Source organism: Oceanibacterium hippocampi, from assembly GCF_900172325.1.
GTDB classification, from domain to species: domain Bacteria; phylum Pseudomonadota; class Alphaproteobacteria; order Sneathiellales; family Sneathiellaceae; genus Oceanibacterium; species Oceanibacterium hippocampi.
Window position 1 is genome coordinate 44689 of the sequence record NZ_FWFR01000003.1, and the last position, 14445, is coordinate 59133.

Genomic DNA, 14445 nt, shown 5'->3' on the forward strand with positions numbered 1-14445 from the left:
GCACGGTACCGGGCAATATGCCACGAGATGATTGCGCAAATATTATCACGACTTGGCGCGATTCTTAAAGCGTCGGACTTTGTTTGTCACGCGATTGAAAAGGCTCGGGTACTCGAGTGTAAAACTCCACAGATCCTCGACATGAACGCCGAGACTGGCCTTGTATCGCTCGCCGCCCGCCATGAAATCGTAGTAATCGCGCCCTTCACGGCAATAGAATTCGATAGACTTGGCATGCGAAACCATGCCGGGTCGGCGGTCCCGCCCTTCACCATACACGAATCCGGACTGGTAGAAATAAACTTTATCCTTATGGATGAAGTTGTAGAGATAGCCGAGATTCTCGCTTCCCGCGCTTACCCGCAGCAGGTCGACCGCGCCCGCCGCATGGTTTGTGGCGATCAGCCGATCGTGGAACCGCAGGAAGAACGGCTCGGCGAAGGCGCCCCGCTTGCCGCGCCCTTCCCAGCGGCGCTGATGCAGTTCGGCGAGAGCGCGGAGCCAGGCCTGCGCTTCGGCGACGTCGGCCGCGCGCTCGACGCGGAGTTCGCCATCGTCGGCATAGGCCCGCAGCGAGCGCCGAAGCTGCTGTCGGCTGTTGCGGCCCAGAGTGCCGACATAGTCGCCTCCGGCCGCCCGCAAGGCGACCAGGTCGACGCCGAAGCAGCCCTGCGCATGCGCCCGGGCAAGCAGCCATGGTTGACGGCCCGCCGCCTCGTGCCAGGTTTCCGTCACGCAACTCATGCGAATCCGGCGAGGTCCGCCTTTTTCCAGACTTGCCGCGCGCAGGACCTGCATCGCCACCTCGACCGCCGCCGCCCCGATCCGCCGGTCGGCGAGCAGGCCGTTGTACTCGATATAGATCGTGTCCTTCGCCGGATCGCCGGTCTCGTTCAGATGCAGCGCGCGCGGGTTGCCCGGTGCCGCATACACGAGCGCCAGCCCCACCGTTTCCGCCCCATCGCGGATCCGCAGACAGTGCGATGGCGGCCCGGCAAGGGCGATCAGCGTGCCGATCCACGGCCAGCTCAGGAAGAAACGCCCGTCGGCGCGCGCCTCGAGCGCCCGCCATTCCGCCTCGAGCGCCGCCGGCTCGGGACAGGTCGCGAGTTCACCTGCAAGTCTCGACCCTTGCACCGTTACCTCGCCCTGCTAGGTTGCGTTCGATTTGGACGCCGTACCGGGACCGCTGCATGACGATGATTTTCCGCGCCTTCGAAGGCGCAGACGGGCTGCCGCCGGAGTTCGGCGCGCTCATGGCCGCGGACGACGCCGGCGGCGTCTATTCGAGTCTGCCCTGGTACCGGAATTTCGTCGCGACCTGCCTTGACGCGGGTGACCGGCCGCTTTTCGCCACCGTGGCCCGATCGGACGGCACGCCGCTCGCGCTGCTTGCCGTCCGCCTCGTCGACGGAACAGGCGACGAGACAGGCTGGCGCCGCCGGGTTCAGCGGGCCGAAGGCATGTCCAATTTCTACAGCTGCGCCTTCGCCCCGGTGCTCGCCGATACCGACGATCGGGCGGCGGCGCTCGGCACACTTGTCCAGGGCCTCGCCGAGACACTCAGCGACCGCGATCTTCTCACGCTCCGCGCGATGCCGGTCGAGGCCCCCGTCTTCGCCGAGCTCGAACAGGCGCTCCGTCAGGCGGGCTTCGTCACCGAGCGCTTCTTCCATTTCGGCAACTGGTACGAATCGGTCGGCGACACCGATTTCGAGGGTTACATGGCGCGCCGCCCGTCGCGGCTCCGCAACACCCTGAAACGCAAGTCCCGGCGTTTCGCAGCGCACGACGGCGCGGCACTCCGGATCGAGGACGGCAGCGGCGATCTCGAGGCCGCGATCGCCGGCTACGAGGCGGTCTACCGGCAGAGCTGGAAGGATCCCGAACCCTATCCGGACTTCACCGCCGGCCTGATTCGCAAGGCCGCCGCCGCCGGCGCGCTCCGCCTGGGAACGGCCTGGGTCGGCGAGACCCCGGCGGCCGTCCAGCTCTGGCTGGTGTGGTCCGGCCGGGCGACGATCTTCAAGCTCGCCTATGACGAAACCTTCCGCGATCACTCGCTCGGTACCGTGCTGACCGCGCATATGGCGCGGCACGCCATCGAGGTCGATCGGGTCTCGGAAATCGACTTCGGCTGCGGCGACGATTCCTACAAGAGCGACTGGCTGGGACAACGCCGGGAACGCTGGGGCATCGCCGCCTGCAACCGGCATCGTCCGGCCGGCCTGGCGCTCGCCCTTCGCGCCAGGGCCAAGGCGCTGGTGCGCCGCCTGTCGGGACGCTGATGCCCCGGCCGGGCGCGCGCCCGGCAGCTGTCGGCGGACCGCGATCTAACTGCTCCGGCGGGCGGCCAGGCGCCTGCCGACAAGGCCGAGCACGACGCTCTCCGCCCCTGCCGGCCGGCCGGCGAGAACCCAGAGAAGGCAGACCGTGCCGAGATAGACGAACGCGCCGACCAGGAATTGTTCGACCAGTGACAACAGATGGCCGGTGAAGGCGATCGACATGCCGGTCTGGGCAGCGAGATCGGGGGCGACGATCGGCGGCAGCCAGTTGAGCGTTGCCGCCATCGCAAGCCCGGCGAGTGCGGGTCGCCAGATCGTCCCGACAATCGCCGCCACCGGGACACCGCCGAAACGGCGCATCATGGCGAGCACGAAGATCAGATAGAGATAGCGACAGACCACCCGGCCGATCGCGACCGCGACGATCGCCTGGGTATTGCCGAGATAGATGAGGGTCGGCACCAGGACCGCGATATAGGCGACGTCGAGCAAGGCCACGGTGCGCTCGCGCCCGATCACGACAAAGAACGGCGTGATCGACTGGATGATCCCGGTGGCGACGCCGTATATCGCGAACCAGAAGAAGAACGGGATCGCCGCCGACCATTTCGAACCCAGCATGACCGGGACCAGATGATCGGCAACCAGCGCCATCCCGAGCCCGGCGGCGATGCAGAAGGTCGAGACGAAGCTCATCACCTGCAGGAAGGCGGTACGGAGCTGTTCGGGATCGTGGGCGACCTTCGAGAAGGTCGGGAAGAGCGCCCGGGTCAGCGGCATCACCAGTTCGCGGGTCGGCATGGTCGCGATCTCGACGGCAACGAAATAGTTGCCGAGGGCGGTCGCGTCCTGGGTCCGGCTCAGGACCGCGTTATCGGTACGGTTGGCGACGAAGCGGGCGACTTCCAGCAGGATCAGCCATCGCGAGAAGTTCCAGGCCTGCCCGACCCGGCTGAAATCGAGCTTCGGCCGAAACGGCGACATCCGGTAGCTGATGATCACGGCAATGACCGCCGCCAGCGGCGGCGCGACCGCGAGCGCATAGTAGTTCCGGAGCGCCAGCACGAAGATCAGGCCGACGACGAAATAGATGATTCGCCTGTAGAACTGGTAGAGGAACTCGCGCCGGAAATTCAGTTCCTTGCGGAACCGGACGACGCCGATATTCTCGAATCCGAGCAGGCCGGAACGCAGCGCCAGGATCTGGATGACGACCGTCACGCGCGGGTCGTTGGCATAGTCGGCGAACAGCGGCGCCACCGCCATTAGCAGCACCATGACGACGATTCCGGTCATGATCCGGAGTGTCCAGGCGCTGTTGTAGTCCGCCTCGCTCACGTCCGCCTTGCGCAGCAGCAGCAGGTCGACGTTCGCCTCGGAAAACACGTGCAGGAACCCGACGACGACCATCGACATCGCGATGATGCCGAAGTCCTCCGGCACCAGCAGCCGGGCCAGAATCATCGTGTTGACGAGACCGATCAGGCGCATCGACCAGTTCATCGCGATCATCCAGAAGGCGCCACGCGCCATGTGACCGCCGATCGATCTTTCGTTCCCGGATTGCTCGACTTCCATCAGATCCCGTTGTCTTCATTCCTGCCGGCGGCATCGCCGCCGGCCAGCGGCACTTTACGCCCCGGTCCCTACCCTGCATAGTCGGGCCGGCGACCCCGAATGCCCCGCGGCGAAAGGAGTACGATTGATCTATCTCCTTGTGAAGCAATTGCTTCTGCCGCCAGCCAGCCTGCTCTGGATAGCCCTCGCCGGGTTAATTTTCCCGAAATGGCGGCGCGTCGGACGAGCCCTTTCGATCCTCTGCCTGGTCGCCCTCTATCTTGCCGCCACACCGTTCGTCGCGACCCGGCTCCTCGGCATTCTGGAACCGGACGAGGCGCTCGCCCATACGGCGACCGGCGACCCCGCGGCGCGAGCGGTCGTGGTGCTCGGCGCCGGCGTCAGTCTCCGGGCACCCGAATACGGCGGCCCGACGCTCGACGCGATGAGCCTCGAGCGGTTGCGTTACGGGGTGTTGCTGGCACGGACCCGGGGCCTGCCGCTGCTTGTCACCGGCGGTCCGGGGCCGCGCGTCCCGGTGGCAGTCGGCACCCTGATGGCGGAGACCGCGGCGCGGGAATTCCGTTTCCCGGTCCGCTGGGCCGAAGTCGAGGCGCGCACGACCTTCGACAATGCGACACGGGCGGAGGCGCTGTTGCGCCCCGACGGGATCACCGACGTCCTTGTCGTCAGCCACGCCTGGCACATGCGGCGCGCGCTCTGGTCGTTCCGGCAGACGGCGCTGCACGCCCTGTCGGCACCGACCGGATTTACCCGGCCCGCCCCGGCCGACGATCCGGGAAGCTACCTGCCATCCGGCGGGGCCTTTTACGACAGCGGTCTTGCGATGCATGAAATGCTCGGGATGCTGTGGTACCGACTGCGCCATTGAGCGACGCTTGAGACGATCTTAACGACCGCCTCGGCATGATCCGGCCGACAGGATTGCGCGACGGGCGACCTCGGGAGAGAGCATGCGGATACTGAAAGACCGGGACCTTCATCAGCAGGCCTTCCGCTTCGTCGTGGTTGGCGCCGCGGCCGCGCTGATCTCCTATATCGTCTTCATCCTGCTCTACAATTCGGTACTCCCGGACAATATCGAGAAGGCCGCGACGGCACAGCCGATATCCTACATCGCCGGCATGGGCTGGAGCTTCTACTGGCATCGCCGCTGGACCTTCGGCTCGCGCGGCCATGTCGGTGGCGAGATGTTCTGGTTCCTGGTGATGAACGGTGCGTCGCTGGTCATCAGCACGGTCGGCATCCATCTGCTGGTCGATCTCGCCGGCCTGAACGCGCATCTCGGCTGGTTCCTCGTCACCGCCGTGACGACGATCTTCAACTTCACCTTCGGCCGGTTCGTCGTCTTCCGCACCCGCACCGAACAGTAGGCCGGCGGCCGGGCCAGGTTCAGCCGCGGCGCTCGCCGACCGGATGCTCGCCGATCTGCCGTTCGGCCGGTATCGAGCCCGCGGGTGGCGTAGGCTGGGCGATCCCGGCCGCTGTACGGCGCCCGTATGGCACCGCCGCCTCGCCGGCGAATTCCCGTTCGATCACCTGGCGCAGGACCGCCGCGAGCGCGATGAAGGTGAGGAAATAGTCGTAGTAGGCCAGCGACAGGGCCGCCGCGCCGACATAGAAGCTGCCCAGCGAGACCTGCATCATCGAGGCCAGGTCGCGGGCCCATTCGAGCCCCTTCTCGTCCTTGCATCGTCGTCGGACGTACCCGAGATTGCGCCAGGCTATGAAGCCGAAGGAAGTCCAGATGATCAGGCCCACGAAGCCGTGGTCGCCGAGGGTCTGGAAATAGACGCTGTGTGCCGCACGGGCGAGCGGGCTGTCGGGGACGAAGCGGAAGAAGACGTCTCGTAGCTGGGTCGCGTTGATGCCTCCGCCGGTGAGCGGACGTTCCTTGGCGATTCGCCACGCCACGTACCAGGCGTCGAGCCGCCCGCTGAACGAACCGTCCTCGGTCGCATGCTCGATCGTCTGCATGCGTTCGGTCCATTCCTGGGGCGCGAGCATGAGCGCCGGTACCATCAGCAACACGACCATGACCGGCATCAGCAGGTTGCGCCCGGAGCGCAGCCAGAACAGCACCAGCATGACGGCCATCGCCACGAAACCACCCCGTGACTGTGTCGCGATCACGCCGGTGCCGGCGCAGAACATGACCCCCATGCAGCCGAGTTGAATGAACCGCTTGGCCGTGTTCATGCGCAGGTAATTGAACAGCGGGATCGCCATGATGAAGGCGATCGCCAGATGGTTCCGGTCGTAGATGTAGGTCTTCGGCGGACCCGAGAAATGATGCGAACCGCTACCGGTCAGGAACCCTATGCTGCCCTGGATCGCGTAATAGCCGATCGAGATCGCCATCAGCCAGATCATCGCATGGAGACGCGCCTTGGTGTGCATCGTCGCCATGATCATGAAGAGCATGAGGAAGGTCTTGTACAGGGTGATCAGGAACTCCACCGAGTAGCCGGGCCGGTAGGCGGTGACGGTGGTCAGGGTCGCGTGAAGCAGGAAAATGATGAAGATCACCATCGTCGAGTTCATCGGCAGGCGCTTCGGTTCGCGCGAGACCAGCCAGATGAACATCGCGGCGAGCGAGGAAATCATGGTCAGCTGGAACTGGTCGCCGCCCCAGACCAGGCGATGCGGATGCATGAAGGAGATCCACGCCCAGGTCAGGATGCCGACATGGGCTCCGAAGAAGGCGAGCACCAGCATCCCGAACACGCCGCCGATGAGCATCAGATTGAGCATCGTCCGCCCTTTTAACCCCTAATTCATGGCTCGGCCGCCAGCATAGCAAAGCGCGGCCGGCAATTCAGGCGGTAACTCCGCCCCGCGTTGGACAGTGGCCCTCGCGACCGCTAGGATTCCCGCTGGCGACGTTTCGTCCGGGATAGCCGGAAAGGCCTTAGAGAACCTTAAATGCTTCGTTTTCTCACACTCTTCGCGGTTATCGGCGTGTTCGTCGTCCTCATCTGGTCGATCCGCAACGACCGCGCCAAGCCTCGCGAACGCACCACGGGGTTGCTCGGCATGCGGGGCGGCATCGATCCGGAGCCGGAAAAGCCGCGGCACGACCGCTACGGCCAGAACTGAACCGCCGACGGACGCCTTCCTAGCGCGCGACCTCGAAATCCGCGGCCGAGAGCTTGCCGCGTGAAATCCCGCTCAGCACGATCGTCGCGCCGTCCGACAACGCGATTTCCAGCCCGCTGCCCGGCCGCTCCCGGGCCGTACTCAGCAGCAGCACGGGCGAAAGCGTCGCCGGAACGACGAGTCGGTCGCGGCCCGGCTCGAAATCGGTGATGACGGTCCGCCCCGGTGCCGCCGGATCGACGACGAAGCGATCGGCGCCGGCGCCGCCCGCCATCAGGTCGGACCCGCCACCACCGGCAAGCACATCGTCGCCGTTACCGCCGGCGAGCAGGTTGGCCGCCCCGTCGCCCTCAAGGCGCTCCCCGTCCTCGTCGGCAAAACGGAAGCCCGGCTGCTCCAGCAAGCCGCCGCCGGGCCCCGCGCTCGGCGCGAGCAGGAATGTCGGGTCGCCGTCATAGCCGCTCTGAAGCGTCTCGCTGTTCTCGACCACGAAGCGAAAGGCGTCGATCGCCCCCGGAATGCCGAAGGTGACCATCGCGGCCAGCGCCGCCCGGGCATGGGCGACATAGCCGTCGGTGGCGTTGGCGTAGCCGACGAAGCTCGAGGCGTAGCGGGGATCGCCGAATTTCTTGGCATACCAGCCGTCGTCGGGCACCACCTCGGACCACTTCGTGTGGCGCCTGTCGGTTTCGCGGTCGACGACGAAAAGCCGGTAGGCGGTCGCGGCGAAGGGATTGAAGCCCTTGTCCTCGGACAGGAAGCGGCCGACCGTCCAGTTCGCCTTCCAGCGCAGCAGGCGTACCGCCTTGTCCGAGCCGCGCGAGGCGATCAGCCCGATCGCGGAGGTGAAGAAATCATCCTCCCAGGGAGCGACCGCACCCGGATCGACGTAGCGCCGCCGCCAGATATAACCTTCCAGGTCGCCCGCCTCCCTGAGTTCCCGCCGCTCCACGTAGCGACCGAGATAGGCGTCCAGGTTGCGCTCCAGCAGGCCGACGAAATAACCCTTCATCGGGTCGTCGTCGGGGGTTACGAAGGCGGCGTTGCTCAGCGTCCGCATGGTCCAGGCCTGGCCGCGCACCTGGTTTGCCTGTTCGATCAGCCCCTTGTCGTTCTGCCGGTAATTCGGATCGAGGGCCGCCACGTGCCAGGCCGCCTGGGCCATCAGTTCCTCGAGATAGTAGCGGTCGCCGGTCAGCAGATAAGGCAGGTAGGTGAGTGACGGCACATGCGCCGCATCGGGGGTCCAGCCGGTCCCTTCGCGCTGGATGCCGCCCGGCGGGAGATCGCTGTTGGCGATCTGAGCCCCACCGAGATAGAGCCGCGGCCGGTTGTCGATGCGCAGCGGCCGATCGGTCTTCGGATCACGGAAGTGCCAGGGGATCGTGCCCGCGACCTCGGCATTCAGCTTCGCCAGCGCCTCGGCGCGGGGATCCATGCTGACCACCCATTCGGCGGACCAGCGCGGCAGCAGGCCGAGATCGGCACGCCCGCCCGGCGCCGGCATCTTGCGATGCACGCTGCCGCTCCCCATCGGCTCCCACTTGTAGTCGTCGAGGAAGGCCTCGATCTTCTGCATCTCCCAATCGCTGACGCCCCATGACAGGTCGTAGCTCGGCAATGCCCCGCTCCGCATCAGGTAGCGGACATCGGGGACGATCTGCACCGCCGGCGCGACGCCCTGCCAGACCACGTGACGCCACGTCGCGTTGCGATGCTGGAACACGTCCGCGATCCGGTAGGGGGCCGCGCCGCGGTCGCGGACGACAAGGCCGTACTGCAGGTTGCGGTTCGGTACCGTCGCCGCATCGTTGTGAAAGACCAGCGCGGTTCGCACCGGGCCGTCGGCGAAGACCCGGACATGCAGGCCGACCGAGAAACGCTCGTCGACCGGCCGGTTGGCGACATATTCGGTGACCAGCGGGCCGTCCAGCCAGGTTTCGAGGCCGCCCGCCTTCTCCGCCGCCGCAAGGGCCTCGGCAACGTCAAAGCTGGCCGCCGCCGGGCTCGGCTCGAGTGCCTTGATGGGAACGATCTCGACCGACTTGCCGTAACCCGCGGCAGCGAGCGCCGAAAGCGCGACATGGCCCTTCGCGGCGGCGCCGACGCGCCGATGCAGCATGACGTCAAGGCCTGTGCCGCCGGCGATCAGCGGCAGCGCGACCGTGACGATCGCGTGGCGCACCGAGCCGTCGTCGTGGCGCGCCTTCACGTCGACCTGGGTCGGCAGGGCATCGGATCCGGCATGGGCTTCCAGGTGGAATCCCTTGGCGAGGTCGCCGGGGACGAACGCCTGCCCGAAGCTGATCGTGCGGGCTGCCTGCGGGGTTGCCTGGTGATTGAGGAAGCGAACGGCGACGATCTCGTCCGGCGCCGACGGCTGCGGCAGTGCCGGGGCCCGGACCGTGTCGCCGGACTGGCCGGCTATGACGAGGCGGCCATCGGACGCGCGCACGATGTCGCCGGTCAGGCTGCTCGCCGGGGGCAGTCCGGGGGCCTTGCCAGCGGTCGCCGCCAGGCCCGCGGCGGTCGGCGCCAGATTCAGTGCGAGAACCGCCAGCGCCACGGACAACAGCCGGCGCCGGGTGCGCGGCGAATTACAGGTCATCAGCATCGTTTCGCTCCAGATCGGGCTACCGCCCGCCGCCAGCGGCGACGGCGAACACCACGGCATCCAGCCTCAGTCGAACGAGATGCCGGTGAGTTCCTTCAGCTTGGCCATGTCGTCTGCGAACAGGGCCCGGGCTTTCCGCCTCTCCTCGGCATCCAGTTTCGGGATGTCGTCGGTGATCGTCCGGCGGATCATGTCGCGCAGCACCGGCGGCGTAAAGCGCTTGGCGAAATTCGACAACGCGAAGAAGCGTTCTTCCGTTCCGGCGATCCGGGTCAGGATACGCCCAACGTGGTTGTACTGGTAGGACTGGTTCTTCGGACTGTCGAACTGGTACGGGAAATCGGCCGGGGCGACGCCGAGGAAGGCGGTAACCTGCCGCGCCACCGCGACCGGGTCGCGGGCCAGGTCGTCGAATTTCAGGATCAGGAACTGGTCGAGCGAGAAATGCTCGAGATAGACCGCGAGCTGGGCATGGTAGGACGACGTCGCGACATAGTTCGAACGCGGTGTGATCGCTTCCGCCCAGGGCCGCGTCTCGCGGCCGGCGCGCACGGTGTGCCAATAGGACGAATAGGTCCGGTCGATCGGATCGCGGAGGATATAGATCAGCCTGGCATCGGGCGCGACGCTGTGGATCCGCTCCGCGACATCGCGGCGGTCGACCTCGCTCAACGCGACGGGTGCCCCCGGATAGATCGGCGAATGGGTGTAGGAGGGCGAGGCATCAAGCAGCAGCGCGTCGTCCGGCGCGCCCTCGAAGCAATTGCGGTACCAGCCGAGCCCCTTTTCCCAGTGGGCGTTGAAGAAATTCGGCTCCTTCGGCCGGGAAACCGTGATCTTCGGGTGCTGGTCGAGGAGAAACGCGAGCGTCGTCGTGCCGGATTTCTGCGCGCCAATCAGATACGCCTTGGGCGGGAAACTCATGGAACGTTCCGGCAAGTTGAAACTGTTGCTCTGCGACACTGCTGTCCGGTGAAAATGCCACTAATGGGGTAGCCTGCGCAATCGGCAAGCGACATGGCCCCGAATGAAGAACGCCGCCCGGGCGGCAAATGCCAGCCGGGCGGCGCGTTCAACGGGTCGCCGTTTCGTCAATTGATGATGAAATCGGCTCCCGACAGGTCCTTCGGATCGATACCGAGCAGCATGACCTCGTTGTTGCCGCCGAGATCGAGGATGGTGTTCCCGTGCCCGTCCGACGACAGGGCCTTGAGGGCATCCGCGGCACTGTCGATGCCGTTGCCGTTCAGGTTCGCCTTGATGACGATGTCGTCGACCCCGGGGGTGAAATCGTCGATCACGTCACGGCCGCTGTTGCTGACGTCGAAGACGAAATCGTCGGCCCCTTTTCCGCCCTTCATGAAATCGTCGCCGCGACCGCCGTTCAGCCAGTCGTTGCCGTCGTTTCCGAACAGGAAGTCGTCGCCGTTGTTGCCGTACAGCTTGTCATTGCCGTCGCCGCCGAAGATCGCGTCATCGCCGCCGTTGCCGACGATCTTGTCGTTGCCAGCCCCGCCATGCAGCAGTTCGTTGTCGCTGCTGCCGGTGACGGTGTCGTTGCCCTTGCCGGCGACGATATGGTTGGCTGCCTCGATCCGGGCACCGTCCGGCCCCAGCGTCGGGGCGAAGTTGAAGGTCGGGGCGTTCTCGAACTTGGCCGACAGATGCTGGGTTTCACTGACCACGAAGCCGTAGGCTTCGAGTGCGCCCTCCGCCCCGTGCTCGACCATGGTCGCGAGCGACGCCCGGGCGATCGCCGGATAGCCGTCGGCAGCGTTCGGGCTGCCAACGAAGCTCTGCGATCCGTCGTTCGAATCGGTGCGAAGCTGATCCCACGACGAGTAGCGCGCACCGGACTGCTGGTCCTGGACGAAGATCCGGTAGGACGTCGCGACATAGGGATTGAAGCCCTCGTCCTCGGCGAGGAAGCGGCCCACAGTCCAGTTCGTCTTCCAGTCGAGCAGCGTATCCGCGCCATCGAAGCCGCGGCGGGCGAGCGTGCCCACGGCCAGCGTGAAGAAATCGTCCTCCCAGGGGGCCACCGCACCCGGCGCGACATAACGGTCGCGCCAGATATAGCCCTCGAGTTCGCCGGCCGAATCCATGGCACCGTCGATCACGTATTTCTTCACGTAATGGTCGAGATTGCTGTCGAGCAGCTTCTCGAAATAGGCCTTGGTCGGGTCCTTGTCGGGAATGATGTAGGCGGCGTCGCCGAGATTCCGCAGGCTCCAGGCCTGGCCGCGCACCTGGTTGTCGGATTCGATCACGCCGGCGCCGTTACCGCGGCTGTCCGGATTGAGCGAGGCGACGGTCCAGGAGGTCTGCGCCTTCAGTTCTTCCAGGTAATATTGCGACCCGGTCACCAGGTACGGCAGATAGTTGAGCGACGGCTGATGCGCGTTGTCGATCTGCCAGCCAGTGCCTTCGTTGGAGACGCCCCCTTCCGGCCGCGTCACGCCGCCGATGTTGGATTCGCCCAGGTAAAGGCGCGGATGGTCCTTGATGCTGACGACCTTGCCGGTCGCCTCGTCGATATAGTGCCAGGGAACCGAACCGGACGCGTCGGCGTTGGCCAGCATCACTTTGAGTGCGCGGGCGTCCTGGGTGACGAGATAGTTGACCGCCCATTCCGGGAGAATGCCGATGTCGTCGCGGCCGCCCGGCGCCGGCATGCCCATGAAGACCCCGGCCTCGCCCATCGGCCCGGTGTTGAGAGAGGCAAGCTTGTTGTAGGCGCCGCTGATGTCGGAGGCGGAAACGCCCGTGCTCAGGTCGTAGCCCGGCACCGCCCCGGTCTCGAACAGGTAGGGCACGTCATAGACGACCTGCAGGCCCGGCGCGTCGTCCGACCAGACCTCGCTGTGCCACGTGCCATGACGGTGATGGTCCAGGTTGTTGTACTTCTCGACGACCTTTCCGTCCTCGCGGATCGTCACGTCGTAGGTGACGTTCGTGACGTTGGTCGAGAAGGTCTTCGAGTTCGAGACGACGACGTCGGTCATGACCGAACCGTCGGCATAGGCGCGCACGTTGAAGCGCGCCGTCAGCAAGTCGTTGACCTCGACTTCGGCTGAATACTCGCTCGCCAGCGGGCCCTTGAGCCAGGTCGTCAGACTGCCGTCTTTCATCGCATCGCGGAGGACGTCGGCCGCGTCGATGTGAATGGTCTTGCCGGCGTCCTTGCCGCTCTCGATCTTGAAGTCGACGGTGAGATCGTAGCCGTTGGATAGAATCTTGGAGGCGCTGATCGAGCCGCTCCCCGACGGCGAGTTCGCCGTCGAGAGCATGACGTCGATCGCCTTGCCCGACGACACGCTGGGTCCGTTCAGCGTGAGCACCGCATGCTTGACCGAACCGTCGTCGTGAAACGCCTTCGCATCCATCTGCAGCGGCACCTGGATGCCGTTGATGTGGGCGACGAGGGCCTTCCCGGCAGGGACGTCGCCTTCGGCGAAGACATGGCCGAAGGTATAGTGATCGGCCGCTTCCTGCTTGTTGCCGTTGTTGGCAAGACGGATGGAAACGACTTCGTTCGAACCCTTCGCCTGGTCGAGTTCGGGTGCGTAGAGCAGGCCCTTCTGATTCAGCTTGCCGACCGACTCGTAGAAATCACCCGGAATGTCCGGCAGCTTGTCGACATTGCCCGACGAACTGTTTCCGGAAGAGCTGTTGCCCGACGAGCTGCTGCCCGAGGAACCCGATTTGCCGCTGCCGGACGAACCGGAACTGCCGCCGGACGAACTGGAACTGCCGCCGGAGGAACTGCTGCCGCCGGAGGAATTGCCGCCGGATCCGGCCGAGCCGTTGTTGTTGTAGACGTTCGTCTCGTGGCGGACGTCCCCGCCGTTCATGTAGCTGCCGCCGCCGTAGTTGCCTTCGTTCAGCGTGCCCGGGACGTAGCCGGAGTTGCCGCCTGTGTAGCTGCCGCCCGTGTGGCTGTTTCCGCCGGCGGCGCCGCTGCTGTAGACCGGCGTGCTGCCGCCGCCCGAAGAGTGGATCGTCTGCTCGTGCGACATGCCGCCGCCGACCGCCGAGTAATTGCCGCCACCGCCCGGCTGGCCATGCAGTATGTCGCCGCCATTCATCGGGTTGAAAGCGCCCTGCTGCCAGCTCGGGATGCTGAGACCCGGATGGCCGGCCTCGCCGCCGCCGTTGCTGATGTTGGCGTACCAGTTGTTGATTGCGCCGTTGGAGGAACCGTCCGCCGCGCCCGTGGTCGCCGTTGCATGCAGCGGACTTCCGGACCCGGATCCGCCGGCGGTCGCCGCTCCGGCCCCGGTGTGACCCTCCGTCGCGATCCTGAGAAAGGCTTCCATGCCGCTGGCGCTGAACTGCGAGCCGAATAGCCCCGCGCTCTGCGACGATGTCGAATTGCCTGCCTCGTTCATATACGAGGCGAGCAGATCGAAAGTAGCCATGAAATCGCTATAGTGGGAAGGCATGTAAAATGCTCCAGTTCGTCGTCCTACTGCATGCGCGCCTGCTAATCAGCGGTGCGCCTGCTCCTGATTACCGGGTCAACGCATGTCGTCGACCGAATGAATTGAAAAGGATCCCTGCAACCGTTCCGCCCATCGTCAGTGCCGGCAGCGGCGATTACGTATGTGGTATTACCGCTCGGCAATTTCACACACGCTTTCCCTTCGCCACACTTGGCGCTGACCAGATTCTCGTTCTGCTGCATGGTCCCCTGACCGACCCCAATCATCGTCCAGAGCGACCCGCCGAATTGATCTCCCCCAACCGGCTGGTCGCCCTCGGTTTCTAGCGAACCCTGCCAAACGTAGTTAACAAATTCGTTAACGCTGGGGCACCGTCGGATCGGACCGGCCTTCCGACAGTTAAGGCAATGTCTGAAGTAGA

11 protein-coding genes are annotated in these 14445 nt (G+C 65.5%); 5 read left to right on the forward strand and 6 right to left on the reverse strand.

Annotated features, from left to right (window positions below; genetic code table 11):
* Positions 1-45: 45 nt before the first annotated feature.
* A complete protein-coding gene (locus OCH7691_RS15635; protein ID WP_085884532.1) occupies positions 46-1137 on the reverse strand; it encodes a GNAT family N-acetyltransferase in 1092 nt (363 codons plus the stop codon).
* Between the two features lie 56 nt (positions 1138-1193).
* Here OCH7691_RS15635 and OCH7691_RS15640 point away from each other — a divergent pair, with 56 nt between their 5' ends.
* Positions 1194-2288, forward strand: coding sequence for a GNAT family N-acetyltransferase (locus tag OCH7691_RS15640; protein ID WP_176245095.1), 1095 nt, complete (start codon positions 1194-1196; stop codon positions 2286-2288).
* Between the two features lie 45 nt (positions 2289-2333).
* On the opposite strand, the gene OCH7691_RS15645 is transcribed toward OCH7691_RS15640, so the two are convergent.
* Positions 2334-3866: a lipopolysaccharide biosynthesis protein gene (locus OCH7691_RS15645; RefSeq protein WP_085884533.1), complete on the reverse strand. Its 1533-nt coding sequence runs from the start codon at positions 3864-3866 to the stop codon at positions 2334-2336.
* A 124-nt stretch (positions 3867-3990) separates the two neighbouring features.
* Between OCH7691_RS15645 and OCH7691_RS15650 the strand changes: the two genes are divergently transcribed.
* Both OCH7691_RS15650 and OCH7691_RS15655 read left to right on the forward strand, forming a co-directional pair.
* A complete protein-coding gene (locus OCH7691_RS15650; RefSeq protein ID WP_176245096.1) occupies positions 3991-4737 on the forward strand; it encodes a YdcF family protein in 747 nt (248 codons plus the stop codon).
* Positions 4738-4819: 82 nt separating this feature from the next.
* Positions 4820-5239, forward strand: a complete 420-nt coding sequence (locus OCH7691_RS15655; RefSeq protein ID WP_085884535.1) for a GtrA family protein — start codon at positions 4820-4822, stop codon at positions 5237-5239.
* A gap of 19 nt (positions 5240-5258) precedes the next feature.
* Here OCH7691_RS15655 and OCH7691_RS15660 read toward each other — a convergent pair whose 3' ends face one another.
* On the reverse strand, positions 5259-6620 hold the full coding sequence (locus tag OCH7691_RS15660; RefSeq protein WP_085884536.1) for a putative O-glycosylation ligase, exosortase A system-associated: 1362 nt from the start codon (positions 6618-6620) through the stop codon (positions 5259-5261).
* Positions 6621-6791: 171 nt separating this feature from the next.
* Here OCH7691_RS15660 and OCH7691_RS23360 point away from each other — a divergent pair, with 171 nt between their 5' ends.
* A complete protein-coding gene (locus OCH7691_RS23360) occupies positions 6792-6965 on the forward strand; it encodes a hypothetical protein (RefSeq protein ID WP_176245097.1) in 174 nt (57 codons plus the stop codon).
* Positions 6966-6984: 19 nt separating this feature from the next.
* Here the strand turns inward: OCH7691_RS23360 and OCH7691_RS15665 are convergent, their stop codons facing one another.
* The 3 genes from OCH7691_RS15665 to OCH7691_RS23365 all read right to left on the reverse strand — a co-directional run bounded on the left by OCH7691_RS15665 (position 6985) and on the right by OCH7691_RS23365 (position 14024).
* Positions 6985-9579, reverse strand: coding sequence for a calcium-binding protein (locus tag OCH7691_RS15665; protein ID WP_139839744.1), 2595 nt, complete (start codon positions 9577-9579; stop codon positions 6985-6987).
* 66 nt (positions 9580-9645) lie between these two features.
* Positions 9646-10503 carry a sulfotransferase gene (locus OCH7691_RS15670; protein WP_085884538.1) on the reverse strand — a complete coding sequence of 286 codons (858 nt, stop codon included), beginning with the start codon at positions 10501-10503 and terminating at the stop codon, positions 9646-9648.
* A 167-nt stretch (positions 10504-10670) separates the two neighbouring features.
* A complete protein-coding gene (locus OCH7691_RS23365) occupies positions 10671-14024 on the reverse strand; it encodes a hypothetical protein (RefSeq protein ID WP_176245098.1) in 3354 nt (1117 codons plus the stop codon).
* A 5-nt stretch (positions 14025-14029) separates the two neighbouring features.
* On the opposite strand from OCH7691_RS23365, the gene OCH7691_RS22980 reads away from it, so the two are divergent.
* The gene (locus tag OCH7691_RS22980; RefSeq protein ID WP_139839745.1) at positions 14030-14350 is read left to right on the forward strand and encodes a hypothetical protein; all 321 of its coding nucleotides are present in this window, start codon (positions 14030-14032) and stop codon (positions 14348-14350) included.
* Positions 14351-14445: the final 95 nt, after the last annotated feature.

Excerpts from the sequence above, each read along its gene's own strand:
- OCH7691_RS15640 (WP_176245095.1), top strand. The coding sequence starts at position 1,194 with ATGACGATGATTTTCCGCGCCTTCGAAGGCGCAGACGGGCTGCCGCCG.
- OCH7691_RS15645 (WP_085884533.1), bottom strand. The coding sequence starts at position 3,866 with ATGGAAGTCGAGCAATCCGGGAACGAAAGATCGATCGGCGGTCACATG.
- OCH7691_RS15655 (WP_085884535.1), top strand. The coding sequence starts at position 4,820 with ATGCGGATACTGAAAGACCGGGACCTTCATCAGCAGGCCTTCCGCTTC.
- OCH7691_RS15660 (WP_085884536.1), bottom strand. The coding sequence starts at position 6,620 with ATGCTCAATCTGATGCTCATCGGCGGCGTGTTCGGGATGCTGGTGCTC.
- OCH7691_RS23360 (WP_176245097.1), top strand. The coding sequence starts at position 6,792 with ATGCTTCGTTTTCTCACACTCTTCGCGGTTATCGGCGTGTTCGTCGTC.
- OCH7691_RS15665 (WP_139839744.1), bottom strand. The coding sequence starts at position 9,579 with ATGCTGATGACCTGTAATTCGCCGCGCACCCGGCGCCGGCTGTTGTCC.
- OCH7691_RS15670 (WP_085884538.1), bottom strand. The coding sequence starts at position 10,503 with ATGAGTTTCCCGCCCAAGGCGTATCTGATTGGCGCGCAGAAATCCGGC.
- OCH7691_RS23365 (WP_176245098.1), bottom strand. The coding sequence starts at position 14,024 with ATGCCTTCCCACTATAGCGATTTCATGGCTACTTTCGATCTGCTCGCC.
- OCH7691_RS22980 (WP_139839745.1), top strand. The coding sequence starts at position 14,030 with ATGCTCCAGTTCGTCGTCCTACTGCATGCGCGCCTGCTAATCAGCGGT.